The organism is Woodsholea maritima DSM 17123, from assembly GCF_000382325.1.
In the GTDB taxonomy this organism is placed as follows: domain Bacteria; phylum Pseudomonadota; class Alphaproteobacteria; order Caulobacterales; family Maricaulaceae; genus Woodsholea; species Woodsholea maritima.
This window is the reverse complement of record NZ_KB908056.1, coordinates 760,845-785,562: the sequence shown is the minus strand read 5'-3', so window position 1 is coordinate 785,562 and position 24,718 is coordinate 760,845. Positions and strand designations below refer to the sequence as shown.

The following is a 24,718-nucleotide window of genomic DNA, read 5'->3' as shown; positions in this document are numbered from 1 at the left end:
CTTCAGCTAGGATTGAGGCCCCATGCGTGATTTCCGAATTGTCTTGTTGATCCTGGGTGCTCTCTTGTGCGGGCTTGGGGCATTAGCGGGGCTGTTCTTTTTATGGTCGGTCAGTATCAATGATGGCGAAGGCCCTGGGTTCTTGCTGACCCTGACCATGACGGGCTTTGTCGGGGGCCTCTTCCTGATCCTGGGTCGGCGCGCCAGTGGCGAGTTGAATTTTCGCCAGGCGGTCTGTGTCACTGTGGCGTCATGGCTGGGGTTACCGATTTTTGCCGCCTTCCCCTTTCTGTTCGGTGATCATCCGCTTAGCTTTACCGATGCGGTCTTTGAAACGGTCTCAGGTCTGACCACGACAGGCTCCACCGTGATGACGGATCTAGAAAGCACCGCGCGTACATTGTTGATGTGGCGCGCCTTGATCCAATGGATTGGTGGGGTTGGGATTATCGCACTGTCGCTGGCAATCCTGCCCTTCTTGAAGGTTGGGGGGATGCAGCTGTTCCAACTGGAATCCTCGGATAATTCAACCGACCGTTTGATTGCGCGCCCGAAAAATCTGGCTCTGGTGATCGGCAGTATTTATGCCGGCCTGACCTTGCTGTGTGCCTTTTGCTATATCCTTGCCGGGATGATGCCCTTTGATGCGCTGGCTCATGCCCTGACGACGGTGGCGACGGGCGGCTATTCCACCCGCGATGCCTCAATGGGGGCGTTTTCACCGGCGGCCCATTGGGTGGGCAGTGTCTTCATGCTGGCGGGGGCTTTGCCCTTTATGGCTTATGTGCGTTTGATCCGGGTGCGCCGCTGGGGCCGTACGGGCGGATTTTCCGAGATTCGCTGGTTCTTCACTCTGATTGCGGTCTTTTCCATCTTGATGATCGGGGCACAGCTCACTGCTGGGATTGGCTTTCATGAAGCCGTACGCGAAGGCATTTTCAACGTCGTCGCCGTGATCACCACCACGGGCTATGCCTCGGGCGATTATCAGTTGTGGGGCAGTTTCGCCATGGCGAGCTTTTTCGTCCTGACGTTCTTAGGCGGATGCGCAGGCTCCACGGCTGGGGGCTTTAAGACTTTCCGGCTGGAGATTATGGGCAAGGCCATTGGCCGGGCTTTATCAAAACTTCCAAGTCCGCATTCCACGGTGACGGCGCGCTATCAAAACCGGCGCCTGACCAATGAAGATGTGGCCTCGGTCGCGTTATTTGCGGCGCTTTATGTTGCGGTCTTTGCGCTCTCAGCCATGGTGCTGGCCGCAATGGGCCTTGATTTTATGAGTGCGATTTCGGCTGCCGCGACCGCTTTGGCCAATGTCGGCCCGGGGCTGGGCGATATCATTGGCCCCGCAGGTAATTTCATAGCCGTCCCCGATGGTGCCAAATGGGTGTTGTGCGCCGTTATGATCTTGGGCCGGTTGGAGATTATTGTGGCGCTCTTGCTCTTTACTCCACGGTTTTACACTTAAGTCCATTCGATCACGCCTGAAGGGGCTTGCCTTGCTGGCTGGGTTCTCGTATTTCTGTTTAAACAGAAATATTAGGAGCGTGTCATGCAGCTGACCCCGGCTATGGAAAAATTCATCCTGCATTGGGGCGAGATGGGAATGAAGTGGGGGGTTAATCGCTCCATCGCGCAGATCCACGCTTTGCTGATCCTGGCTGAAGATCCGCTGACCGCCGAAGAGATCACCGACACCTTGACCATTGCGCGGTCCAATGTCTCCAACTCCATCAAAGAATTGCTGGCCTTGAAGCTGGTGGAGCGGGTCCACATCATGGGGGATCGGCGCGATCACTTTACGGCCCAGAAAGAGCCTTGGGACATGCTGATGGCGATCAGTGAGGCGCGCAAACAGCGTGAGATTGATCCGACTTTGGTGATTTTGCGCGATTGCGTGGCCGAGGGCGAACGCGATGGCCAGACCACGCCTGAGGCCTTGATGCGCTTGAAGCATATGCTGGAATTTATCGAAAATCTTTCCAACTGGTATGATCAGGTGCGCCGCCTGCCCAAATCCACTTTGATCACATTGATGAAAATGGGCTCTAAGGTTGCGAGTTTTGTCGGTGGTAAATCCAAGTGAGCCCGCTCTATGCGCAGGTTCTGGGCGCAGCGTGGGAGGATATACCCGCGATCACCCGGCATTTGCATAGCCCGGACCCGATTGTCACTTTTGCCGGTGAGGTTGAGGTGCGTCGCGGTACAAGCCCCCTGACCCGCATTCTGGCCCAGACGATGGGTCTGCCACAGGCGGGCCATCATCGCGCGCGCATCACCGTGTCGCGCGGGGATGACGGCGATGAGATTTTAGAGCGCCGTTATGGCGAGACCATACTCACAACGCGGCAATATCTGATCACACGCGGGAAAAAGCAGTTTCTGGGTGAGGCCTTTGGTCCCTTTCGCTTGCGCTTTGATCTTTGTGGTCATGGGGCGGGGATTGATTTTATGCTATCCTCGGTCAAGGCGTGGTCCATCCCGCTGCCCAGGGCAATGGCCTTGTCCGTCAAGGCGAGTGAGCGCGTGGGTGAAGGCCAAGAGGGCCAGGCGCGCCATTGTTTTGACGTTGAGGTGAGCCTGCCAGGCCTGGGGCGGTTGATCGCCTATCAAGGCTGGCTTGAAAGTTTGTCCGCTTGACGCTGGGGCGAGGATTGCCCACTTATGCCGATCTGATGAGTGCACCGATAGAAACCCCTGAAGACGATCGTCACGAGGTCACCACCCATGATGACGGTCTGGATATTGTGACCTTTGGCTGCCGGCTGAACGCCTGGGAGAGCGAGGTCATGCGCGATCATGCCCGCGCCGGGGGGGTGACAAATGCCGTCATCATCAATACCTGCGCTGTGACGAATGAGGCGGTGCGCCAGGCGCGCCAGACCATTCGCCGCATTCGCCGGGAAAAGCCGGATGTTGAGGTGATCGTCACGGGCTGTGCGGCGCAGATTGACCCTGAGCAATTTGCCAAAATGCCAGAGGTTAATCGCGTCATCGGCAATGCGGAAAAACTGCGCCCGGAAACCTTTAAGGCCAGCGCCATTTCCAGCGGTGAAAAGGTCAGCGTCGAAGACATCATGCAGGTGCGCGAAGTGGCCAATCATCTGGTCGATGGGCTGGACGGTAAGGCGCGCGCCTATGTTCAGGTGCAAACCGGGTGTGATCACCGCTGTACCTTCTGCATCATTCCCTATGGCCGGGGCAATGCGCGCTCTGCGCCTGCGGGCGATGTGGTTGATCAGGTGCGCCGCCTGGTCGAAACCGGTCACCAGGAAGTGGTTCTGACCGGGGTTGATCTCACCTCCTGGGGGGGGGATTTGCCCGGTAAGCCTTTGCTAGGGCGCCTGGTGAAGGCGATTTTGACGCAAGTCCCTGATCTGGCACGCCTGCGCCTCTCTTCGATTGATGCGATCGAGATTGATGAGGATCTTTTCCGCGCGATTGCCGAGGAAGAGCGTCTGGCCCCGCACCTTCATCTCTCGCTACAGGCCGGGGATGATATGATTTTAAAGCGCATGAAGCGCCGCCATCTGCGCGATGATGCGATTGCGCTGACCCAGCGCCTGCGCGCAGTGCGTCCTGATATTGCCTTTGGGGCCGATCTGATTGCGGGCTTTCCGACCGAAACCGAAGCGATGTTTGAAAACTCGCTGAAATTGGTCGATGAGTGTGCGCTCGCCTATCTCCACGTCTTCCCCTATTCACCGCGTCCGGGCACTCCAGCGGCGAAAATGCCCCCTGTCGAAGGTCCGGTGATTAAAGATCGGGCCCGGCGTTTGCGCGAAAAAGGCGATGCGGCCTTACGCGCGCATTTGCAATCCATGGTCGGGGGGCGTTATGAGGTGCTGGTCGAAAAACCAGGTCTGGCGCGTGCGGCCAATTTCGCGCCGGTGCGTATTGATAGTCCGGCCCGCGCGGGCGCTTTGATCCGTGTGGACATTACCGGCCATGACGACGCGCATTTGATGGCACGCATTGTAGAAGGGTAAGACATGATCTTTGGTTGGGGGAAGAAAAAGAAAGATCAGGTTGAGGCGGATAAAGCTCAAGAGGAAGCTCTTGAAATATCTAAGGCATTTGAGGATGTGTCTCAAAACGAGACGCCTCAAACGGCTGAACCCGTCTTAGAGGATAGCCCTTCCCCCGACCCGCAGGAGATTGCTGCCCCGCCCGCCAGCCCCGTTGATCCAGACGAGGAGCGCGCCTTGGATGATGCTTCAATGGCGGTGCAGATCGAAACCCAATCCCCTGATACGATACCCGACAGCCCATCAGAGGAGGCCGCCCCCCTCGCGGTCGCATCCCATGAGGACAGCTCTGACATCGAAGTTCCAGAGCCCCTCGAAGAGCCTTCACCCCAAGAGGCCCCCAAGAAGCAGGGCTTTTTCGCACGTCTGACCGCAGGTCTTCGTAAATCCTCCTCGAAACTTTCTGACAGTGTCTCAAGCCTCTTCACCAAGCGTAAGCTGGATGATGAGGCCTTAGAGGAGCTGGAAGAGATTTTGATCAGTGCCGATCTGGGTGCAAAAACGGCTGCACGCGTAACGACCCAGCTCGCGAAAGATCGCTTTGATAAAGACATCACCGATCTGGAAATCAAAGAGGCGCTGGCCGAGACGGTCGCCGAGACCCTTGCGCCCTATGAAAAGCCCTTTGCCTTAAGTGCGCCGAGCCCGGAAGTGATTTTATTCGTCGGGGTCAATGGCTCCGGCAAGACAACGACCTTGGGTAAAATCGCGGTGAAATTGAGCCGTGAGGGTAAAAAGGTGGTCACCGCGGCTGGCGATACCTTCCGCGCGGCAGCCGTTGAACAATTGAAAGTCTGGTCGGACCGGGCCGGGGCGCATTTCATGGCCCGTGATCTGGGCGCTGATGCGGCGGGTCTGGCCTTTGATGCCATCAAAGAAGCCCAGGCCCAGGGCGCAGATGTCGTTCTGATCGACACCGCCGGGCGCCTACAAAACAAAGCCGAGTTGATGGATGAGCTGCGCAAGATTATGCGCGTCATTGCCAAGGTTGATGCCAACGCCCCTCACCAAGTGATCTTGGTGCTGGATGGTACAGTGGGCTCCAACGCTTTGTCACAGGCGGAAGCCTTTCTGGAGGCCTCAAAAGTCACTGGCGTCGTGATGACCAAGCTGGATGGCACGGCCAAAGGCGGCGCGCTGATCCAAGTGGCCGATCAGTGCAAATTCCCTATTCATTATATCGGTGTGGGCGAGGGCGAAGAAGATTTACAAGACTTCTCAGCGCGTGATTTCGCCCGCGCTTTGGCGGGTCTTGATCAAGATCCGGTGTAAATTTAACTGCACATCAGACACTTTTGCGCTGAAGTCGCGCTAACTTAATCCCCTCTCGGCTTATGGATGGAGGGGTGATGTCTTTATCCGGTCACGGCGTGGGGCTGGGTGCCTTGATCATGCTGATCTCGGCGGTCTTTCACGCCTTCATGACGCTCTCCACCAAGCAAGCCAAAGACATGCTCGTTTTTCGTGCGGTCTCGATGGGATTTTCCGTCCTCTGGCTCAGCCCGGTCCTGTTTCTCTTTCCCTTTCCGCCCTGGGGCGTGTGGCGCTATCTGATTTTGGGCTCAATCCTGGTTTGGGCCTATAATATGTTGATGATTGCCGCGTTCAAGCGCGGGGATATGAATTTGGTCTATCCCGTGATGCGCGGCGCGGCCCCGGCCTTAGCGGCCTTTATCGCCTTTTTTACTTTGAAAGAGGGTTTGAGCGTGATCACGCTGACTGGGCTGGCGATTGCCAGCCTGGCCTTGATCGCTTTTGCCTGGCCGGAAAAAGGCGGTGCGCCGAAAATGGCGGCCCTGGGCTTTGCGCTGTGTGCCGCGACCATGACGGCGAGTTATTCGGTCAATGATGCGGCCGGTGCACGTTTGGCGCAGAGCCCCATTCTTTATACCGCCTGGTTTTTTGTATTGTGTGCGCTGTCATTATCGGCAACCGCCGTGTGGATGCGCCGCGATAGCTGGCGTGAGACAGCGCGCGGTGAGATGAAGCTTGCCTTTCGGGCTTCGTTTTTCAATGTCGGAACCTATGGCTCGGCGATGATCGCTTATTCCATGGCCCCGGTTGCGCCCATGGCGGCACTGCGTGAAACCAGTATTGTTTTTGGTGCGGTTTTGGCGGCTCTGGTATTGAAAGAGCCCTTAGGGCGACGCAGGATCATGTTGGCTTGCCTCTTGGCATCCGGGCTCGTCCTGTTACAAGTCGGATTGCATCTTTAACTGCGGGGGCCTTATGTCCGAAATTTCACCACCACCTTCAACGCCATCATCGACCCCAACCAACCAGCTCGCCCAAGGCTCCAAGCTGTTGGTCGATGTCGGGCCCGCCGCGATTTTCATGATCAGCTATCAGATCGCCAATCGCATCGCTCATGATCAGGCGATTTTTATTGCGACCGGCGTGTTTATGGTCGCGACGGCTGCGGCTGTGGCTTGGTCCATCTTGAAGGATAAACGCTTCCCGCCCATGCTGGCGGTGACGTTCGTGATCGTGATGGTGTTTGGCGGCCTGACGATTTATCTCAAGGATCCGATTTTTATCTATATCAAACCGACCATCATCAATCTGATCTTTTCCTATGCAATCTTGATCAGCATGGCTTTTGGTTTCAATGTCTGGAAGGCCTTGTTCTCTGGCCTGATGGCGCTACCCGATAATGTCTGGAATTTGCTGGCCATTCGCTGGGCGGTGTTCTTCCAGTTTCTGGCGATTTTAAACGAGTTTTTATGGCGCCATATCACCGATACCGTGGTGGTTCAGGGCGCGCGTTGGTTTGATTGGTTTGCGATTTCCGAAGGCTTCTGGGTCAATTTCAAACTTTTGGGTGTAATGCCGCTGACTTTCATTTTTGCCTTGATCAATATGCCGCTGATTTTGAAGCAACAAAGCCAAGGTGAGGCGAAGTCTGAGTAGGACTAGGCATGGACCCTGGATCAAGTCCGGGGCCGCGTGAGCATAAATATCCTCTGTCATCCCCGACTTGATCGGGGATCTATAGAGTTTTATGGCAAGCTTAATAGATCCCGGATGTGCGCTTCGCTTCTCCGGGATGACAGTTTTAGTTTTGTCATGCCAGACCTGATCTGGCATCCATGCCGTGAGTTTGACGATTATTCTGCTCAATCAGAATCAAGCTCACCCTGTCCGGTATGGACCTCACACCAAGTTTGGGATGACAGCTTTTTGAATTCCTCGCTTCGCTGCGGGCGGATACCCTTAGAATGCCCTATCGGCGATCGCCTACTTGAGGGCGCTCGTCCTTGCGGGCTGTCGTCCGATATGTCCTCCCCTGCAAAGCGGGGGAGGTGGCCGGAACGGCCGGAGGGGGCATTTTAGCCTAGACCCCGGATCAAGTCCGGGGCCGCGTATTGGCACTTGATGGAATTGAAAAAACCCTTCAGGCGAGAGGCTTTTTCTTAGTCATCATTATCGTTGGCGATTTGGGTTTTTTGATCCGTGATCCAGCGCTGCATCTTGGTTTCCAGGGCGCTCATCGGTAGAGCCCCATCTTCTAAGAGGGCGTCATGGAAGGCGCGGATGTCGAAATCCTCGCCCAGCTCCGCCTCAGCTTGGGTGCGCAGGCGGCGCATGACGATCTCACCGGTTTTATAGGCGAGTGCCTGACCTGGCCAAGAGATATAGCGCGAGACTTCATTGCGGATATTGAGCGGTGACAGGGCGGAGTTTTCTAAGAAGCAGGCTTCGGCCTGATCCTGGCTCCAGCCATACCAATGGATCCCGGTATCGGCGACCAGGCGGCAGGCGCGCCACATCTCATAGGTCAGGCGACCAAATTCTTCATATGGGGTTTCATAAAGCCCCATATCCTGGCCCAAAAACTCTGAATACAGCCCCCAGCCTTCGCCAAAGGCGGTGATATAGGTCTGGCGGCGGAAATCCGGCACATTATCAATCTCTGCCGCGATCGCGCCTTGATGGTGATGACCGGGTACACCTTCATGCAAGGTCAGGGCAGGCAGGGTGTAGAGCGGGCGCTGATCAAGCGCATAAGTATTGACCATATAGCCACCCGCACGGCCCTCTTGGTAATTGCCGGGCCAGTAACGCCCCGTTGTATAGGTTGGAGCAATGTCAGCGGGAACAGCGCGCACACCATAGGACAGGCGCGGCAGCGTGCCAAAGAAGGCGGGCATCTGATCATCGACCTTCTTGGCGAGATAGGAGGCGTGCATCAAAAGCTCGCGTTCGCTGGTCGCATAGAATTGCGGATCGGTGCGCAGGAAGGCGATGAAGTCTTGAAAGCTGCCTTCAAAGCCGCTGGCCGCGATCACCTCATCCATTTCGGCGCGAATACGCGCGACTTCTTGAAGGCCGGTTTCATGGACACTTTCGGGTGTCGCATCGTCGAGCGTGGTGTGATAGCGCACGAGAGCCCGGTAGAAGTCTTCACCCTGGGGCATGGCGCGCGCGCCCAAAGTCTCTCGCGCGGCGGGCATATACTGATGATGGAAGAACTCAGACAGCGCGCGAAACGCGGGCAGGGCATCATCACGCACTGCGCTGAGACCCTCTTGATAGAGGCGTTCGCGCTCCGCCTCATTGATATGGGCAGACATGGAGGTGAAGGGGGCCATCAAGCCTGAAGCTTCCGGGTCTTCGACGATTTGCGCGTCAATTTGATTGGCCACTCCGTCGAGAATGGCGCGCGGCTGGGTCCAGCCGGTGTCCATTGCCAGTTGTAACCAGGCGGTTTGCTTTTCGAAATAGCGCGGAATGTCTTTCAGGCGGGCGATATATTCCTCACCCTCGGCCACGGTGCGAATACGGGTTTGGATCGCATAAAAGCTGGGCCCGGTGTGAAAACCGGAATCATTGCGGAAACTAATACGATTGATGTCGAAGGCCGCCATGGCGACTTCCGACTTCAAAAGATAATCCATCACCGCATAGCTGGCGACATCTTGGCCTTCCAGCGCGCGCGGATTGATGGCTTTCAAGCGATCATAAAGCGTACTGACGGCTTCATTGTAGCGCGCGGCAGTCTCGGGCGTTTCCTCGGGCCAATAGCGCCCATCGCTGACATCATCCTCGTCATCGCCGCCGCCGAAATTATCACGAAAATCCTCATAGTCTTCGACCAGGATTTGAAAATCTTCGCCCGGCGTCGCCTCAGCGCTATTAAATGGCATCGTCAAGGCCATCAAGCTGGCCGAGAGTGTCAAGATTTGGTTTCGCACGCGAATACCCTCCCCTTTATATGGCGCGGAGCCTAGCAGGCTTGGCGGGCTCTGCCAAAGGCAATGATATAATGTATGCACATCAGCACGGTTGGAAATAATTTCGCTGAGGTGGGTTTGCGTCACAGACTTGCGCTATGACAGGGTTAATATCGCGACTGCAGAGCCTATAAGTTGAGCTTATCAGGAGGGTTGTATGCGGCATTCCTATCCCACGCGTTTGGGCTGGCTCGGTTTAATATTGATGGCGTTGATCAAGTCTTGTCTGGCCAGCCTTATCCCCGCTGTCATGATCGTCTGGATGCTCGGTTGGCAAGGCCTTTGGGGTTGGGCGTTAATTGTGATCTTAGGAATTGGGTTTTTCGCCTTTTTCCTGCGCGATCAGTATTGGCTTTATCGCCGTCATCAATGGGATTAAGGCGAGGCGAAGCGCTAAAGTGGCGTTTACCTAATATTGCAAATCATGTGCAATAATTGAGCTGTGTATTTTTCCCTCATCCTAACGATTTATAAAGGCGAAACGGCGCAAGGCGCAGTTCTATACATTGACCTTAACCGCGCGCGCCTTATTGTCCGTCGCACATCCATCTGCTGGGCTGATTTCGTCTGAAAGCGCCCCAGCCCTATGAAGCACAGGTGAACCTCTGATGGCTTCCAAAGCTGATACACGACCGCTCTCTCCTCATGTTCAGGTCTGGCGCTGGCATGCGACCATGGCCTCCTCGATTTTGCACCGCGCCACGGGCGTGGCCAATTATATCGGGGCCGTTTTGACCGCCATCTGGTTGGTCCTGTTGGCCATGGGGCCAGAGGCGTATGGCATTGTTGAAACTCTACAAACCGGTGTTCTGGGTGTGATTTTCACCCTGGTCCTGATCGGCTTCACCTTCTCGCTGACCTATCACATGCTCAATGGCATTCGCCACCTGGCCTGGGATGCGGGCAAAGGCTTTGACCCGAAGGGTTCAAATCTGCGTTCGATCTTGATCATCATCGCTTCGGTTGTGATCACGGCCCTCATCTGGATCTTGGCGTAAGGAGCGAGACGATGACGAATTTTCGTACCCCTAAGCGTCAGGTTCGTGGTTTGGGTTCAGCCAAGTCCGGCGTTCATCACTTTATCACCCAACGCGTCTCGGCGCTGGCGCTGATCATTCTGGTGCCCTTGTTCTGCTGGGGCTTGGCCGCTCATAATGTCAGTGATTATGACAGCGCGCGTGCCTGGTTCGGTTCAGCCACGGGCGCGATCGTGACCCTGATTGCCCTGACGGCGGCATTTTATCACATGCGCCTGGGTCTCCAGACCGTGATTGAGGACTATATTGAAAAACCAGCGACCAAGATGGCGCTTTTGGTTCTCAATACGCTTCTGGCCGCTGGGCTGTGGCTGGCGACTTTATATTCTGTACTCAAGCTTGCCGCTTAGGAGTTTAGGCTAATGGCTGCATATGAATGGATTGACCACACCTTTGATGTTGTCGTGGTCGGGGCCGGGGGTTCTGGTTTGCGCGCGGCTTTGGGCGCAGCGCAGGCGGGCTTGAAGACGGCGTGTATTTCCAAGGTTTTCCCAACGCGCTCTCACACCGTTGCTGCGCAGGGCGGGATTTCCGCCTCTCTGGGCAATATGGGTGAGGATGACTGGCGCTGGCATATGTTTGACACCGTGAAGGGGTCAGATTGGCTGGGCGATCAGGATTCGATTGAATATCTGTGCCGCAATGCACCGGCCGCGGTGTATGAGCTGGAACACTGGGGTGTGCCTTTCTCTCGGACCGAGGAAGGTAAGATCTACCAGCGGGCTTTCGGCGGCATGACCAAAAACTTTGGTGAAGGTGGCCCGGTGCAGCGTACATGTGCGGCGGCAGACCGGACCGGTCACGCCATTTTGCACACCCTCTATGGCCAGTCACTGCGTCACTCGACCGAATTTTTCATCGAGTATTTCGCCCTTGACCTTATCATGGACGAAGAGGGGGCTTGCCGCGGTGTCACCGCGTGGAAGCTGGATGACGGGACTTTGCACCGTTTCCGCGCCCAGAAAGTCATTCTGGCGACCGGCGGCTATGGCCGGGCTTATTTCTCTGCGACCTCCGCTCACACCTGTACAGGGGATGGCAATGCCATGGTCTTGCGCGCGGGTCTGCCGCTGCAGGATATGGAATTTGTGCAATTCCACCCCACCGGGATCTATGGCGCAGGCTGCTTGATCACCGAAGGTGCGCGCGGCGAAGGCGGCTATCTCACCAATTCCGAAGGTGAGCGCTTTATGGAGCGCTATGCGCCGAGCGCCAAGGATCTGGCCTCGCGCGATGTGGTGTCACGCTCCATGACCATCGAAATCCGTGAAGGGCGCGGTGTAGGGGCCAATAAGGACCATATCCACCTGCACCTCGATCACTTGGATCCTGCGATCCTGCATCAGCGCCTGCCAGGTATTTCTGAAAGCGCGCGGATCTTTGCCGGTGTTGACGTGACGAAAGAACCGATCCCGGTTCTGCCCACGGTGCACTATAATATGGGCGGTATCCCGACCAACTTCCATGGTGAGGTTCTCACCAAGGTGGGCGGGGATCCTGATCATGTGGTGCCGGGCCTGATGGCGGTGGGTGAAGCGGCGTGTGTATCCGTACACGGCGCAAACCGCTTGGGCTCTAACTCCCTGATCGACCTGGTGGTCTTTGGCCGCGCAGCCGGTCTTCGCTGTCAGGAAACGGTTGAGGCGGGCGCGACGCAGCGCGAGCTAACCGCGAAGGATGGCGAGCTTTCAACCGCACGTCTTGATCAATACCGTAACGCCAATGGCTCAACCCCAACCGCGCATATGCGTTTGGCGATGCAGCGCGCGATGCAGGAAAACTGCGCCGTATTCCGCACCCAGGATGTGATGGAAGAGGGTGTTGAGCGTATTGCGACGGTTTATGGCAATATCTCCGACGTGAAAGTCACTGATCGTTCTATGATCTGGAATACCGATCTGATGGAAACGCTGGAGTTTGATAACCTCATCTCTCAAGCGGCTGTCACCGTGAACGGGGCTGTCAATCGCAAGGAAAGCCGCGGCGCTCACGCGCGTGAGGACTTTCCTGATCGTGATGACGCAGAATGGATGAAGCACACTTTGGCTTGGTTTGATTTGGACACCGGTAAAGTCAATATCGACTACCGTCCGGTCCATGAATACACGTTGTCCAACGACATCGAGTATATCAAACCAAAAGCGCGTGTTTATTAAGGCGACTGGAAGGCGACCCACCCATGGTACAATTGACCCTGCCTAAAGGCTCTGAGGTTAAAAAGGGTAAAACCTGGCCCAAGCCCGAAGGCGCAAAGAAAACTCGCACCTTCAAAATCTATCGCTATGACCCTGAAGGCGGCGGCAATCCGACCTGGGACACCTATCAGGTGGACCTGGAACGCTGCGGCCCGATGGTGCTGGATGCCTTGCTGTTCATCAAGAATGAGATCGACAGCACGCTGGCTTTCCGTCGCTCCTGTCGTGAAGGGATTTGCGGTTCGTGCTCGATGAATATCGGCGGGCGCAATACGATTGCGTGTACGTCCGGCATTGATGAATATAATGGCACGATTACTATTGCCCCCTTGCCGCACCAGCCTGTGGTCAAGGATCTGATCCCTGATCTGACGCAATTCTATGCGCAGCATGCGGAGATGAAGCCTTATCTGATCACTGATAGTCCGACCCCGGAAAAAGAATGGCGTCAATCCATTGAAGACCGTGAAAAGCTCGATGGGCTTTATGAGTGCATTATGTGTGCCTCATGCTCAACGGCGTGTCCGTCTTACTGGTGGAATGGCGATAAATATATGGGCCCTGCGGCGCTGCTGCATGCCTATCGCTGGATTGTCGATAGCCGCGATGAAGCCACCGGTGAGCGCCTGGACGACCTGGAAGATCCGTTCAAGCTCTATCGCTGTCACACGATCATGAATTGTGCGCAGGTCTGCCCTAAGGGTTTGAACCCCGCCGAAGCCATCGCGAGCATTAAAGGCTTGATGGTCGAACGCCAAAGCTAAGCCTGACTTACAGTGCAGATCGCTAGAAGCCCCGCAGCCATCTTGCGGGGCTTTTTATTGTCTCGGGACAAGCTGATGCGCGCTGGGATGAAAATACGAAAGTTGATTATCGCACGAAGTCCGTGCCCCTAATCTCATGGGTGATTGGATTGGCTCTGATCTGGTTGTATTATATAGTGAATTCAGCTTATTGGATTAAGTAAAAAGCCCGTGACGTTACTTCGCCACGGGCTTTTGAATTCAGATAGATCCGTGCGCCTTACTTCAGGCTTGGCTCAATTTCTTTACACGCATCAACCAGGCCTTTAACGGCATCAACAGAGTGATCGAACATTTTTTGTTCGTCATCATTGAGGCTGATCTCAACGACTTTCTCTACGCCGTCTTTACCGATCACAACCGGCACGCCGACATACATGTCATTGACCCCAAACTGGCCGGTCAGGTGCGCGGCGCAAGGCAGGATACGTTTTTTATCGCGCAGGTAAGATTTTGCCATCGCGATTGCAGATTCTGCCGGAGCGTAGAAAGCAGAGCCATTACCCAAGAGGCCCACAATCTCGCCGCCGCCTTTACGGGTACGGTCCACGATCTGGTCCATTTTCTCATCCGTAGACCAGCCCATTTTGATCATGTCTGGCACAGGAATGCCGGCGACGGTAGAATAGCGCAGCAAAGGCACCATGGTGTCGCCATGGCCGCCCATGACGAAGGCGGTGACGTCTTCGACAGAGGCTTTGAATTCTTCAGCCAGGAACCAGCGGAAGCGTGCAGAATCGAGCACACCGGCCATGCCCACAACCATGTTGTGCGGCAGGCCAGAAAACTCACGCAGCGCCCACACCATGGCATCCAAAGGATTGGTGATGCAGATCACAAAGGCGTTGGGCGCATGGGCTTTGATGCCTTCGCCAACAGATTTCATGACTTTGAGGTTGATGCCCAGCAAATCATCGCGGCTCATGCCGGGCTTGCGCGGGACACCGGCGGTGACGATGCAGACATCTGCGCCAGCGATGGCGGAATAATCTTCAACCGACCCACCAGACAGGTGGCAATCCTGACCAAAGACCGGAGAGGCTTCCGCGATATCCAGGGCTTTACCCTTTGCGGTGCCTTCATTGAGGTCCATCAATACCACATCGCCCAATTCCTCGCGCGCGGCGATATGGGCAAGGGTGCCACCGATCATACCTGCGCCAATGAGGGCAATCTTTTTACGAGCCATGACTGTCTCCTTAGTGTGACGTGTCCGGCATGGGCCGGGCGAGGGGGGCCTGGAGCGGGCAAGCGCCGAACGCTGCAGGCGCGAAGAGAAGAACCTATCCTCTAGCGCTATTACCGCGCGGGGGCAATGCGGGCGTGCTGAAGCGCTTCATTATTCAGTTAAGAAAAAAAGCTCTTCCACGGTTGTGTCTAAGGCTTGGGCGAGTTTTAAGGCTAAAGTCGTGGACGGAATAAAGACCTGGTTTTCAACCGTGTTGATGGTTTTGCGCGTTACCCCGACCCTGTCAGCTAGCTGGGCTTGGGTCAAATTGGCCTTGGCGCGCCACACTTTTAGATGATTGCCCAAGTTGGCTGTGCTCATGCTTGTGGCTCCGCCTGGGGGTAGGTCAGGGCGACATAATAGAAAGTGGGCACGACGATGCAAAGAATGAGGCCAATGTGGATAAGGGCTTGGGTGTTCGCTAACCAAGCGGGGGCAGACACCCCCATGGCGAGCGCCATGATCTCCAGAATATTTGGGCCATGCGCTAAGAGGGTTAAGGTAACGATCGCTAGGCCAAAGCCCAGCTTGACGGCCTTGGCGCGGTAATGACGATCCAGCTCATCATCCAGAGCATAACAGGCCTTATGGCGTGTAACCTGTCCGGCATAGACCAGGAACATCAAACATGCTGCGAGCCAACTTAACGCGCCCAGTAAGGTCACAGGGACCAGCCATAAGGGGGGCTCGGCCATTAAAGTGGGAAGGCTTTTAAGCAGCTCCCCGCTTTGGAATAGAATAAACGCGAGGGCCATGATGATCAGCGTCCAGCTGCGCCGACGCTCTAAACGATCAATCTGGGTCATGAAAGTCTCCAATGTCACCTATGTGTTACATGGACCCTATAGGTATCATTTTATAACGTCAAGGTTACATATGCAGGGAAGGAAGCGCTGGTTTTTTGAACTGGGCGCTTTAAAGTGACACCAAAGGAGAGGTGGAGACCATGAACCGCAAGCGCTTAAATCCGCTGCAACTGGCAATGGGGCTTGTGTTTGCAGGGGGCGGATTGATCCTGTGTCTGGGTTTGATCCTTGCGATTATCAAAGGGCTTTGGCCAGCGTTTTTGCCATTCATTCAAGGTGAAATGCCTTGGCGGGCGGGTTTGCAGCCCTTAGCGCGCGCTTTAATCAGTGTCATTCCGGATACGTTTTACCTTGGGGCGGCCTATGCCTTGGCGCTGTGGGGGCTGGACCTGCTTAATGACCGTGCCAGTGATCAGACGAAGAGTGCGCGCGCGAAGGAGATGGGCGGTAATCTGATCTGGGCCTTTTTAGCGATGCTGGTGATCGTGCCAAATCTGTTGCAATGGATCAGCTTTGGGGAGTTTCGCTTCCGCCTTAATCTGGACCGGCACGTTTTCACGCCGCTGATATTGGGTGTGGTCGTGCTGATCTATGCCTATCGTGTTGCGCACCCCGCGCGCCGGTCCGAGCCCTAACGTTTTTGCGCCAAGAGCAGCCCATCGCCCAGGGCTGTGAAGGTCATGTCAACGCGGGGATCTTGGCGGATTTGATACGCGATTTCACGCAAGGTCTTGGTTTCTAGGGATTTACCCTTCACCGAGACTACATCTCCGCCCCACAGGACATTATCAAACACCATTAATCCGCCGGGGCGCAGCAGCGTGAGGCCCTTTTCATAATAGATGGGATAGCCGGTTTTATCGGCATCAATGAAGAGAAAATCGACCTGACCGGCAAGTCCCTCCTCGGCGAGCGTGTCGAGGCTTTCGCGCGCATCGCCCAGGCGTGGCTCAATCACATCGGCTAAGCCCGCCTCGCGCCAATAGGTTTGGGCCTGGGTCATCCAGCTTTCACTGACATCCAAGGCCAACAGCCGGGCCTTCGCGCCATGGCGGGCTTTCAGGGCTGTAGCGGTCCATAGCGCGGAATAGCCGGTGAAGACCCCGATCTCCACGGCGATTTTCGCGTTGATCAAGCCGGCCATGAAGTGCAGGAATGCGCCCTGTTCGGGGCTGATTTGCATTTGCTTATAGTCACTTAAAGCTTGCGTCTCTTCACGGCACCGCGCCATGACCGCGCCTTCGGGGCGGTTCATCGCTTGAACATAGTCGCGAATATCAGGGCTGAGGCCGATAGATGTGCTCATGAAACAACACTCGTCAAGATTGGTATGGGTATTATCTTTATGCGTAAATTTTGCGTAAAAATTCTGTAGCTCTTCTTTGGCATTTCTGTATGATCATGCACGTTAAAGCAGAGGAGGGTCGCATTTCATATCCACTCATACTTCGTCATCAGGAATTGGAGATTAGAGCATGGCCGTAAAAAGAAAAGCTGTTGTTCGTGTCCCCTTGCGTGAACCCTTTGAAATATATGTCCCCACGCCTTGGCATGTCAAGGTTATGCGTGGATTTCGGCGTATGTGGAAATGGGTGATCGGGGTGTGTGTATTTGGTTTGGGTCTGTTGCAGGCCTTCGGTCTAACCCTGAATGACGTTTTGATATTCATCAAGGCGAATATGAAATAATTTGCGTAAATTTTACGCATTATATTGACATCCATAAACGTAACGCCTACAGTAAAATTATGACGCGCTCATAGGGGCGCGTCATTTGAATCTCTGATCCATACGCGTCGATGACGTGTTCACGCTGAGCGTGAGTAAGAGAAGTGAGGCCGCCGATGTCTTCTGCGAAGAAGCCGAATAAAACCGCGAAACGCATGACCTTGATCTTTCCAGAGCGCACGGCGCAAAGGCTTGATCGTCTTCAAACTTTGACCGATGCCTCATCGGCGACGGAAGTGCTGCGAAACGCGCTTCTGGTTTATGAAGTGGTGGCAGAAGCGGCGGCGCGCGGGTCGAAACTTATGGAGCGGACCCAAGAGGGCGGGCTTGCCCTGCTTCCAATTACGCTCGATGTTGAAATTTGTGACGGTGAGCCCGATGGCGGTGAAGTCCGCCCTATCAATGCGCCGGATTTGAAATCCCACGCGGCTTAGATCTTATTTTTAAACATTAATCATGGGTATTGTCGCGGTTGGCGGCGAGATAGTCTTGGGAGCGCATCTCCATCAGGCGCGAGACAGTCCGCTGAAACTCAAACGCCCCATCGCCCTCAGGGTAGAGCGCCTCAGGCTCGGCGGCCGCGCTCATCAACAGCTTGGCTTTCATTTCATAAAGCGCATCAATCAAGGTCACGAAGCGTTTAGCTTCGTTGCGATTGTTTGGCCCCAGCAGGGGTGTGTGATCAATCATCACCGTGTGGAAATTATCCGCGATGGCCAGATAATCTGCGGCACCGAGGGGCTTCGCGCAGAGATCGGAAAACTCAAACCGCGCCAGACCTGCCGCTTCACAGGGAATGCGTAGCTCGCGCCCCTGCACGGTCAAAGTACATTCGCGCGGCATGGCCCCAAACGTCAGGCGCTCAAACGCCGTATCCATAGCCGCATCGGCCTCAGGGCCTAGGGGGGCGTAGTAGACGGGCGCGGCTTGTAAGCGCTCCAACCGGTAATCGCGTCCACTATCCAGGCGAATGACCTCTAGTTTGGCCTTCAACATGTTTATGAAGGGCAGAAAGAGCTGGCGATTAAGGCCGTCTTTATAAAGATCATCGGGGATGCGGTTTGATGTCGCCACGATCACCACACCGCGCGCAAACAGACGTTCAAATAATCGACCCAGGATCATGGCATCGGCGACATCGGTGACTTGCAATTCATCAAAGCATAAAAGCCGGGTTTCTTCGGCGACCTGATCGGCGACGATGGGTAGGGGGTCGCGATCCTTCTTGGTGCGTTGTTGGGCAATCCGGCCATGCATGTCGAGCATGAATTGGTGGAAATGGACCCGGCGCTTGGCCTCAATCGGGGCGGCCTCAAAGAAAAGGTCCATCATGAGGGATTTGCCCGTGCCCACTCCGCCCCACAGATAAAGGCCTTTGGGGCTGGGCTTGGGTTTACCAAACCAGGACTTGGCCCCGCCTTTCCAGCGCGCAATCACCTGACAAAGCGCGTCCAGGCGCCCAGCAATCGCTAGCTGGCCGGCATCGCGCTCCAAGCGGCCCTCTTGAATAGCCTGTTTAAGGGCGTCCAAGGGTGAGGGGATCATGCGGCGAACCCTTTAAAGATCCATACGATCAAGCACAGGGCGCTTAGCCCTGTGGCCAAGGCTACACCGATCCAGAAAAGATAAGGTTTCTCAAGGCGTCGCATGGCGATGACATACGCGTATTTGATGACAGGGCCAAGTCGCTGCGGCTGTGTCGGCCGCAACGGAGCATTAAATTTCACGACGCCATTCTCTTGATGGAATAATTGTTGCAATCTTCATGTATTTTTAGGAGAATTTATGGACAGGGAGACTTGCAATGTTGGTTTTAGCCATGACCTTGGCGCTGTTTGCGCAAGACGATCCAGATGTTATTGTCTTAGATGGTGGGCGTTTTCCAGAACGTATTGAAAATATATATAAAATGCAGTGTGAAGGGCATGATTTAGAGCTCGTGCTTATTTTGCCTTCTTTTTCGCTGAGTGTTGAGTTTGGGCAGTTGTCTCTAGATGGCCAAGTGCTTTTAACTCAAGACACAATCAGTGACGAGGATCGTGCAGAGTTCGCGAGGGTTAATGCCATGTATTTGGCCCCCTTGCGTCCCATTTGTGGGCAGGACGGATTTGGCCTGGAATTTCTGGCTCAGGATAAGGCTGATGAACAAGATACAAGTTTCATCGTTTCTGTATCTTATGAGGGTGAGGTCAATTTTTGAGGCTTTAGTCGTCTGACCTTGCAGCTGTGATTTTAAAAGAGCCTCAGTTTAGCTGGGGTTTAAAAAAAGGTGGGTCATTGACCCACCTTTTTTGGAATCATCCATAAATAATGACTTACTGCATTGTTGGGATGATGAAGGATTGATCGCCCACATCACCCGAGGGCCAGCGCTGGGTTACGGTTTTGACCTTGGTGTAGAAGCGCACGCCCTCTGGGCCGTGCTGGTTTACATCACCAAAGGCTGAACGCTTCCAGCCACCAAAAGTATGGTAGGCCACAGGCACAGGGATTGGCACATTGACGCCGACCATGCCGACATTGACTTTAGAGGCAAATTCGCGTGCCGCCAGGCCGTTACGGGTGAAGATGGCAACGCCATTGCCGTATTGGTGATTGCTGGGCAGGCTTGCCGCTTCCTCGAGATCTTTGGCGCGCACGATTTGTAAGACAGGGCCGAAAATCTCTTCCTGGTAAGAGCGCATGTTCGGTGTCACATTGTCGAACAAAGATGGGCCAATGAAGAAGCCTTTTTCATAGCCTTGCAGGCTGAAACCGCGACCATCCACTAACAGGTCTGCGCCCTCATCCACACCCATTTGGATATAGTGCTCGATCTTTTCCTTATGGGCCTGCGTGACCACGGGGCCATAAGCCGCCTCTGGATCGGAAGAGAGGCCAGGCTTTAAATTTTCCATCGCAGGCTTCAGCTTGGCGATCAAACGCTCAGCGGTCTCATCACCGACAGGAACCGCGACCGGTAGAGCCATACAGCGTTCGCCGGCAGAGCCATAAGCCGCGCCGACCAGATCTTTCACGACTTGATCAATATCGGCGTCTGGCAAAATGATGCCGTGGTTTTTCGCCCCACCCATGGCCTGGACGCGTTTGCCATGCGCTGTGCCGGTGGAATAAACATAATGGGCAATGTCAGACGAGCCGACAAAGCTGACCGCTTTGATGTCGGGATGGGTCAAAATGCCATCAACGGCTTCTTTATCGCCATGAACGACGTTCAAGACGCCATCAGGAAGACCGGCTTCGCGCATCAGCTCGGCCAGGCGCACCGGGACGGACGGATCTTTTTCTGACGGCTTCAGGATAAAGCTGTTACCGCAAGCGATCGCGACGCCGAACATCCACATCGGGATCATGGCGGGGAAGTTGAAAGGCGTAATCCCTGCGGCCACGCCCAAAGGCTGGCGCATAGAATAAACATCAATGCCTGGGCCAGCGCCTTCGGTAAATTCACCCTTTAAGAGGTGAGGAATGCCACAGGCAAATTCGATGACTTCCAGGCCGCGTTGAACATCGCCCTTAGCGTCTTCCACTACCTTACCATGTTCGGAGGCAAGCAGCTCGGCCAGTTCCTGCATATGCTCTTCAAGGAGCGCTTTGAACTTGAACAGGACGCGTGCGCGGCGCTGAGGATTGGTCGCTGCCCAACCGATTTGCGCTTCTTTGGCGATGGCGACAGCGTTTGAGAGCTCTTCCTTGGTGGCCAGCTGAACCCGTGCCTGAACCTCACCGGTGTTCGGATTATAGATATCGGCCCAGCGCCCGGACGTGCCGGTTTGGCTTTGGCCTTTGATAAAGTGATGAATTTCACGGGTCATGGATACTCCTCCCGAGGGGGTGGCAGGATGCTTCCCTCATGCTCTGGCTGGGGTGCGGGTCATTAAAAGCCCGCAGAGATTTATCCCTGTTGCATAGCGCCCCGAGCGGGGCTTGTCGAGGTGGCGACTTGACGGCCTGCACATCACGCGTGAGTGAGAATTCTTTCCATTGAATGTGTGTTTTGTGACAAAAGTGCATCACTCTGACGCTGTCGTCTCGGTTGAAGTGAGCGAGGGCTTGTTCGCGCATGAATTGAGACTAATCATTACATACATTCAATTCCCGATAAGGGAAAATGGACAAAGTCCAAAGGGGAGATTCATGAAAAATTGGCAAACACGTCGTGCATCTGTGCGTGCGTTACTCACCGCCACGTCGGCATTGGCATTAACCCTGTCTTTGAGCCAGGGTGCGCAAGCTCTACCCGTCAATGATGATCTGGGTGTCGATAACGCCGTTGATGTCAATAATGTCTGGTCTGGCGTGGGCATGATGTATCGTGCATCCGGGTTTGTGTGTACGGGTCAGTTGATTAACCCGCGTACCGTCATTTTTGCGGCCCACTGTGTGAACAGTGATCCAGACAGCCATTTCGGTGCTGAGTTTGGCAATGAGGGTGTGGCCTTTAGCTTTGGTGTGAACGCGTTGCCAGGTTTCCAGGGATGGTTCCAACGCGGTTTCACGAGCTCTTATGCCGATAATACCTTCAACGTCTTGCAAGTACAGACACCGTGGGGCCAATCTGTGGGTTTCCCCGGCGGCGACATTGCGATTGCTTCGTTTGACGTTCCAACGATCAACCTGCCAACTTATGCGATGTTGTTCTCTCCGATTACAGAGAGCACGCATGCCACTGTGATCGGCTATGGTACGACGGGCACCGGCTCTCAAGGGGCCAATCTCGGCATCGACTGGAAGCGCCGCGTCGGCGAGAATATGGTCGATGGTCTGTTTTCTCAAAACGATTTTATTTCGGGTGCTGCCGGTGCTGCTGGGTATGATTTCGGGGGACCAGAATCAGCTCAGCTTCTATACCATATTGATTTTGACAAACCTGGACGCGACCCTGATGCGTGCGGCGATATTGAGTACAATAATCGTATATATTATGTTTGTGATGACTGGCAGAGTGGTGGTGTTGATTTCCCAACACGATCTATTCGTGCGGGCCAGTCCATTAATTGGTATGGTGGTGATGCGCTCCCAAATGAGGCGGGAACTGCGGGCGGGGATTCTGGTTCAGCCCTTTTTGCTGATCAACTAGCGTCTAATCCCCTAATTCTCGGGGTTTTGTCGGGTGGTTGGGTAAGCGGATTTTTCTCCGAAGCGGATGGTTATGGTAGCACCTCTTACTACCAACCCCTCTTTAGTTATTGGGAATGGATCAACGCTCAGAACCCGTATGTTTATGTCAGCGCCAATGCGGGCGATGCAAACTGGTCAGATGCTGAGCATTGGCAGCGCGCGCTCGACCCCCATGCTATGATCATTGATGCGAATGGTAATGTGGTGAATGGCCTGCCAGATGAGGCGGGTGACCCGACAACAGGCTTGACCCGCGACACGCCCAAATGGGGTGATGTATTGGGTGTGGATGTCAATGACCAGCTGGGCTATGAAGGTCCAGAAGCGGGCGGTACACAAGCGGTTAGCGCGAGCAGCCTTGTTGGAAATAAACTCGGCCAGGTTGATGCGTCTTTGATCACGGGCGGCGCTGAGCCAGTCACGATTGGCACGCAAAGCCATCCGACACCGGGCCAAGCCTCAACCACGCACACTGAGTATCGCAAGATCACGCTGGCAGATCTCGGTTTGCAGGCTTTTCCGTCGAGTTTTGTGCCGAATAATAGCTATGGCACCTATGGCAGCTATACCGGCCAGGCTGGGGAAGTGGCGCGTTTTTATGATGTGACCTTGGGGGCCAGTGGGACAACCACGGTTGACATGAATGTCGAGGTTGATCGCTTGCGCATTGCTGATCTGGGCGCGCATTTTGTGCTGCCAGAAGCGTATACCTTCAACAGCTTGATTGCGACGGAGCAGACGGCCGGTTTCGCCACGATTGATGGGCATATGAATGCGCGTGAATATATGTTGCTGGCCGGTATGCTGAATGGGTCTGGTACGCTTAACACCACGACCTTGTTCAATGTGGCCGGTTTGGTCAATCCCGGTGGATTGGGCCAAGTAGGCACACTGACGCTTTGGGGCGATTATGTTCAGGCCTCTAAAGCGGCTTTGGTCCTGGATTGGAGTGCGCAAAGCGGTGACCTTTTGAGCGTTGACGGCGATGTCAGCCTATCCGGCGATGTCATTGTTATGCCAACCGAAGGCTTTGTTCCGCGCTTTGGTGATCGTCGTCGCGGTGTAGTCTATACAGGCGAGCTGGTCAGTGATTACAGCCAGCTTGATGGTCTTCCTGGTGCCCTATATTTGAGTGCAATTGAAGGTGCAGGCTTTGTAGACTTTGAGGTCATGGCGACCCGCTTCAGTGAAGTCACCAGCTTCAATACTTGGGGCCAAGGCATTACGGCCGGGGCGTTGGATGATGCGCGCGATGCCAGCTATACACAAATGGCTGATTTGTTCGCGGCGATCGACCTTTTAGAAGGTGATGATTTGCGCAATGCTGTTTCAAATATTGCGCCACAAGAACATTTCCATTCAACCCGCTCTGCCAGCAGCAATGCCGGTGTGCTGATTAATGCGCTCGGTAGCCAGGTCTTGAACTTCTCACAAGGTCAAGGGGCGGGTGCGTCTATGAATGAAGCCCGTGCAGGCGCTGGTGTAATGAGCCTGATGGGGGCGTCAGCATTGAGTGCTGTCAGCACGGCCACCGCAGCACAAACCGGAATGGACGGGAACGGGCATCGCTTTGCGTTAAGTGAGAACCTGACCGCCTTCATCGCGGGCGGTGGTATCAATGGTGATATCCGCACGTCTCGCGAAGTTGGTCGGGGCGATCTGTCTGGCGGTTATGGCCTGCTCGGCTTAGAGAGCCGGGTTCATGAGCACTGGGTTGTTGGCGGTGCGTTGGGAATGGCTGATACCAATACCAAGCAGCTTCTGCCAGGTGGTGGTTCAATCACCTCAACCATGCAGACTAAACAAGCGATGGGCTATGTACGCTATCAAAATGGGTCATTATTTGGCTACGCCAACGCCAGCTATGGTGCCCATGATGGTGACAACACTAAGATCGCAGCGGTCGGTGGTGCACGCTTCATGACCCAAGCCGATGTTGAAGGTGATACTTATGGCGCTGGTTTAGGTGCAGGGTATCGTTTCTCATCTTCCCAAAACCATTGGCACTTCACGCCACTGGGTAGCTTGCAATATGCCAAGTCTTCGTTTGACAACTATTCTGAGGCTGGCTCGTCTGTCGCTCAAACTTTGGTTTCAGAAGATGATAAAAGCTTAGTGGCCCGTCTTGGCTTTGAAATCCGCACACAATGGGATATCGCCGGTGCGCATTTTGAGCCAAGTGTTTACTGGGGCGGTGCACGCGATATGTCCGCTGATGGCGGTAATGTTGACACGGCTTTCAATGCGAATGCCTCGAATGTCGTGACATATTATACCCAGCTTGATGAAGCACGCTCTTGGAGCGAGTTTGGTGTAAGCTTGTCGGCCCGTTTCTCTGACACCTTCACAATGGCGGTAACCTATGAAGACCAGGTTGCCTCAAAAGACCAGCCTGTACAAAGAGATAGCCTGTCTTTGATCATCCGCAAAGGGTTCTAACTGTACCTATGGTATCGAGAAAGCCGCTCCCGTTTGGGGGCGGCTTTATTTTGCTTTGTGTGTATTTTTTATGGATATGAGCGACGGAAAATAAATTCGT

24 protein-coding genes are annotated in these 24,718 nt (G+C 54.8%); 17 read left to right on the top strand and 7 right to left on the bottom strand.

From position 1 onward, the window contains the following. The first annotated feature begins 22 nt into the window (after positions 1–22). The 7 genes from H151_RS0103645 to H151_RS0103615 all read left to right on the top strand — a co-directional run bounded on the left by H151_RS0103645 (position 23) and on the right by H151_RS0103615 (position 6,938). Complete coding sequence (locus H151_RS0103645) at positions 23–1,468, top strand: TrkH family potassium uptake protein (protein ID WP_019960277.1); 1,446 nt, start codon at positions 23–25, stop codon at positions 1,466–1,468. Positions 1,469–1,552: 84 nt separating this feature from the next. Beyond that, the gene (locus H151_RS0103640; protein ID WP_019960276.1) at positions 1,553–2,086 is read left to right on the top strand and encodes a GbsR/MarR family transcriptional regulator; all 534 of its coding nucleotides are present in this window, start codon (positions 1,553–1,555) and stop codon (positions 2,084–2,086) included. Continuing rightward, positions 2,083–2,640, top strand: a complete 558-nt coding sequence (locus H151_RS0103635; RefSeq protein ID WP_019960275.1) for a DUF4166 domain-containing protein — start codon at positions 2,083–2,085, stop codon at positions 2,638–2,640. Before H151_RS0103640 ends, H151_RS0103635 begins: the two co-directional genes overlap by 4 nt. Positions 2,641–2,654: 14 nt before the next feature. Further along, positions 2,655–3,989: a tRNA (N(6)-L-threonylcarbamoyladenosine(37)-C(2))-methylthiotransferase MtaB gene (gene mtaB, locus H151_RS0103630; RefSeq protein ID WP_019960274.1), complete on the top strand. Its 1,335-nt coding sequence runs from the start codon at positions 2,655–2,657 to the stop codon at positions 3,987–3,989. 3 nt (positions 3,990–3,992) lie between these two features. Further along, entirely contained in the window at positions 3,993–5,300 is a 1,308-nt protein-coding gene (gene ftsY / locus H151_RS0103625; protein WP_019960273.1) for a signal recognition particle-docking protein FtsY, read from the top strand. A 77-nt stretch (positions 5,301–5,377) separates the two neighbouring features. After that, entirely contained in the window at positions 5,378–6,244 is an 867-nt protein-coding gene (locus tag H151_RS0103620; protein WP_019960272.1) for a DMT family transporter, read from the top strand. A 13-nt stretch (positions 6,245–6,257) separates the two neighbouring features. After that, the gene (locus H151_RS0103615; RefSeq protein WP_019960271.1) at positions 6,258–6,938 is read left to right on the top strand and encodes an inner membrane-spanning protein YciB; all 681 of its coding nucleotides are present in this window, start codon (positions 6,258–6,260) and stop codon (positions 6,936–6,938) included. A 503-nt stretch (positions 6,939–7,441) separates the two neighbouring features. Here the strand turns inward: H151_RS0103615 and H151_RS0103610 are convergent. Then, on the bottom strand, positions 7,442–9,223 hold the full coding sequence (locus H151_RS0103610) for a DUF885 domain-containing protein (protein ID WP_233354496.1): 1,782 nt from the start codon (positions 9,221–9,223) through the stop codon (positions 7,442–7,444). A gap of 196 nt (positions 9,224–9,419) precedes the next feature. Between H151_RS0103610 and H151_RS0103605 the strand changes: the two genes are divergently transcribed. From H151_RS0103605 to H151_RS0103585, 5 genes are all read left to right on the top strand, one after another. Next, complete coding sequence (locus H151_RS0103605) at positions 9,420–9,641, top strand: hypothetical protein (RefSeq protein ID WP_019960269.1); 222 nt, start codon at positions 9,420–9,422, stop codon at positions 9,639–9,641. Positions 9,642–9,870: 229 nt separating this feature from the next. Beyond that, positions 9,871–10,260: a succinate dehydrogenase, cytochrome b556 subunit gene (sdhC, locus tag H151_RS0103600; RefSeq protein ID WP_019960268.1), complete on the top strand. Its 390-nt coding sequence runs from the start codon at positions 9,871–9,873 to the stop codon at positions 10,258–10,260. Between the two features lie 11 nt (positions 10,261–10,271). Next, a complete protein-coding gene (sdhD, locus tag H151_RS0103595; protein WP_019960267.1) occupies positions 10,272–10,649 on the top strand; it encodes a succinate dehydrogenase, hydrophobic membrane anchor protein in 378 nt (125 codons plus the stop codon). A gap of 12 nt (positions 10,650–10,661) precedes the next feature. Beyond that, entirely contained in the window at positions 10,662–12,455 is a 1,794-nt protein-coding gene (gene sdhA / locus H151_RS0103590; protein ID WP_019960266.1) for a succinate dehydrogenase flavoprotein subunit, read from the top strand. A gap of 23 nt (positions 12,456–12,478) precedes the next feature. Further along, positions 12,479–13,258 carry a succinate dehydrogenase iron-sulfur subunit gene (locus tag H151_RS0103585; protein WP_019960265.1) on the top strand — a complete coding sequence of 260 codons (780 nt, stop codon included), beginning with the start codon at positions 12,479–12,481 and terminating at the stop codon, positions 13,256–13,258. A 259-nt stretch (positions 13,259–13,517) separates the two neighbouring features. Here H151_RS0103585 and mdh read toward each other — a convergent pair whose 3' ends face one another. The 3 genes from mdh to H151_RS0103570 all read right to left on the bottom strand — a co-directional run bounded on the left by mdh (position 13,518) and on the right by H151_RS0103570 (position 15,331). Beyond that, positions 13,518–14,486, bottom strand: a complete 969-nt coding sequence (mdh, locus tag H151_RS0103580) for a malate dehydrogenase (protein ID WP_019960264.1) — start codon at positions 14,484–14,486, stop codon at positions 13,518–13,520. A gap of 150 nt (positions 14,487–14,636) precedes the next feature. Further along, a complete protein-coding gene (locus H151_RS0103575) occupies positions 14,637–14,846 on the bottom strand; it encodes a helix-turn-helix transcriptional regulator (RefSeq protein WP_019960263.1) in 210 nt (69 codons plus the stop codon). After that, the gene (locus tag H151_RS0103570; protein WP_019960262.1) at positions 14,843–15,331 is read right to left on the bottom strand and encodes a hypothetical protein; all 489 of its coding nucleotides are present in this window, start codon (positions 15,329–15,331) and stop codon (positions 14,843–14,845) included. Before H151_RS0103570 ends, H151_RS0103575 begins: the two co-directional genes overlap by 4 nt. Positions 15,332–15,471: 140 nt before the next feature. Between H151_RS0103570 and H151_RS0103565 the strand changes: the two genes are divergently transcribed. Beyond that, positions 15,472–15,966 carry a hypothetical protein gene (locus tag H151_RS0103565; RefSeq protein WP_019960261.1) on the top strand — a complete coding sequence of 165 codons (495 nt, stop codon included), beginning with the start codon at positions 15,472–15,474 and terminating at the stop codon, positions 15,964–15,966. Here the strand turns inward: H151_RS0103565 and H151_RS0103560 are convergent. After that, positions 15,963–16,637 carry an O-methyltransferase gene (locus H151_RS0103560; RefSeq protein WP_019960260.1) on the bottom strand — a complete coding sequence of 225 codons (675 nt, stop codon included), beginning with the start codon at positions 16,635–16,637 and terminating at the stop codon, positions 15,963–15,965. The two genes, H151_RS0103565 and H151_RS0103560, sit on opposite strands and share 4 nt — an antisense overlap. A gap of 169 nt (positions 16,638–16,806) precedes the next feature. On the opposite strand from H151_RS0103560, the gene H151_RS0103555 reads away from it, so the two are divergent. Both H151_RS0103555 and H151_RS0103545 read left to right on the top strand, forming a co-directional pair. Continuing rightward, a complete protein-coding gene (locus tag H151_RS0103555) occupies positions 16,807–17,019 on the top strand; it encodes a hypothetical protein (protein ID WP_019960259.1) in 213 nt (70 codons plus the stop codon). Positions 17,020–17,174: 155 nt separating this feature from the next. Then, a complete protein-coding gene (locus H151_RS0103545) occupies positions 17,175–17,492 on the top strand; it encodes a hypothetical protein (protein WP_156823350.1) in 318 nt (105 codons plus the stop codon). Positions 17,493–17,508: 16 nt separating this feature from the next. Here the strand turns inward: H151_RS0103545 and zapE are convergent, their stop codons facing one another. Beyond that, positions 17,509–18,603: a cell division protein ZapE gene (gene zapE / locus H151_RS0103540; protein WP_019960256.1), complete on the bottom strand. Its 1,095-nt coding sequence runs from the start codon at positions 18,601–18,603 to the stop codon at positions 17,509–17,511. 259 nt (positions 18,604–18,862) lie between these two features. Here zapE and H151_RS0103530 point away from each other — a divergent pair, with 259 nt between their 5' ends. Then, a complete protein-coding gene (locus tag H151_RS0103530) occupies positions 18,863–19,258 on the top strand; it encodes a hypothetical protein (RefSeq protein WP_019960254.1) in 396 nt (131 codons plus the stop codon). 115 nt (positions 19,259–19,373) lie between these two features. Here the strand turns inward: H151_RS0103530 and H151_RS0103525 are convergent, their stop codons facing one another. Beyond that, positions 19,374–20,873, bottom strand: coding sequence for a CoA-acylating methylmalonate-semialdehyde dehydrogenase (locus H151_RS0103525; protein WP_019960253.1), 1,500 nt, complete (start codon positions 20,871–20,873; stop codon positions 19,374–19,376). Between the two features lie 322 nt (positions 20,874–21,195). Between H151_RS0103525 and H151_RS0103520 the strand changes: the two genes are divergently transcribed. Then, positions 21,196–24,618 (top strand): autotransporter domain-containing protein, encoded by a 3,423-nt coding sequence (locus H151_RS0103520; protein WP_019960252.1) that lies wholly within the window; start codon positions 21,196–21,198, stop codon positions 24,616–24,618. The last annotated feature ends 100 nt before the right edge of the window (positions 24,619–24,718 follow it).

Coding starts and splice junctions, on each gene's coding strand:
- H151_RS0103525 (WP_019960253.1), bottom strand. CDS start 20,873: ATGACCCGTGAAATTCATCACTTTATCAAAGGCCAAAGCCAAACCGGC.
- H151_RS0103570 (WP_019960262.1), bottom strand. CDS start 15,331: ATGACCCAGATTGATCGTTTAGAGCGTCGGCGCAGCTGGACGCTGATC.
- H151_RS0103520 (WP_019960252.1), top strand. CDS start 21,196: ATGAAAAATTGGCAAACACGTCGTGCATCTGTGCGTGCGTTACTCACC.
- H151_RS0103565 (WP_019960261.1), top strand. CDS start 15,472: ATGAACCGCAAGCGCTTAAATCCGCTGCAACTGGCAATGGGGCTTGTG.
- H151_RS0103615 (WP_019960271.1), top strand. CDS start 6,258: ATGTCCGAAATTTCACCACCACCTTCAACGCCATCATCGACCCCAACC.
- zapE (WP_019960256.1), bottom strand. CDS start 18,603: ATGATCCCCTCACCCTTGGACGCCCTTAAACAGGCTATTCAAGAGGGC.
- H151_RS0103530 (WP_019960254.1), top strand. CDS start 18,863: ATGTTGGTTTTAGCCATGACCTTGGCGCTGTTTGCGCAAGACGATCCA.
- H151_RS0103620 (WP_019960272.1), top strand. CDS start 5,378: ATGTCTTTATCCGGTCACGGCGTGGGGCTGGGTGCCTTGATCATGCTG.
- sdhA (WP_019960266.1), top strand. CDS start 10,662: ATGGCTGCATATGAATGGATTGACCACACCTTTGATGTTGTCGTGGTC.
- H151_RS0103545 (WP_156823350.1), top strand. CDS start 17,175: ATGTCTTCTGCGAAGAAGCCGAATAAAACCGCGAAACGCATGACCTTG.
- sdhC (WP_019960268.1), top strand. CDS start 9,871: ATGGCTTCCAAAGCTGATACACGACCGCTCTCTCCTCATGTTCAGGTC.
- H151_RS0103560 (WP_019960260.1), bottom strand. CDS start 16,637: ATGAGCACATCTATCGGCCTCAGCCCTGATATTCGCGACTATGTTCAA.
- H151_RS0103605 (WP_019960269.1), top strand. CDS start 9,420: ATGCGGCATTCCTATCCCACGCGTTTGGGCTGGCTCGGTTTAATATTG.
- H151_RS0103640 (WP_019960276.1), top strand. CDS start 1,553: ATGCAGCTGACCCCGGCTATGGAAAAATTCATCCTGCATTGGGGCGAG.
- H151_RS0103645 (WP_019960277.1), top strand. CDS start 23: ATGCGTGATTTCCGAATTGTCTTGTTGATCCTGGGTGCTCTCTTGTGC.
- sdhD (WP_019960267.1), top strand. CDS start 10,272: ATGACGAATTTTCGTACCCCTAAGCGTCAGGTTCGTGGTTTGGGTTCA.
- H151_RS0103585 (WP_019960265.1), top strand. CDS start 12,479: ATGGTACAATTGACCCTGCCTAAAGGCTCTGAGGTTAAAAAGGGTAAA.
- ftsY (WP_019960273.1), top strand. CDS start 3,993: ATGATCTTTGGTTGGGGGAAGAAAAAGAAAGATCAGGTTGAGGCGGAT.
- mdh (WP_019960264.1), bottom strand. CDS start 14,486: ATGGCTCGTAAAAAGATTGCCCTCATTGGCGCAGGTATGATCGGTGGC.
- H151_RS0103575 (WP_019960263.1), bottom strand. CDS start 14,846: ATGAGCACAGCCAACTTGGGCAATCATCTAAAAGTGTGGCGCGCCAAG.
- H151_RS0103555 (WP_019960259.1), top strand. CDS start 16,807: ATGGCCGTAAAAAGAAAAGCTGTTGTTCGTGTCCCCTTGCGTGAACCC.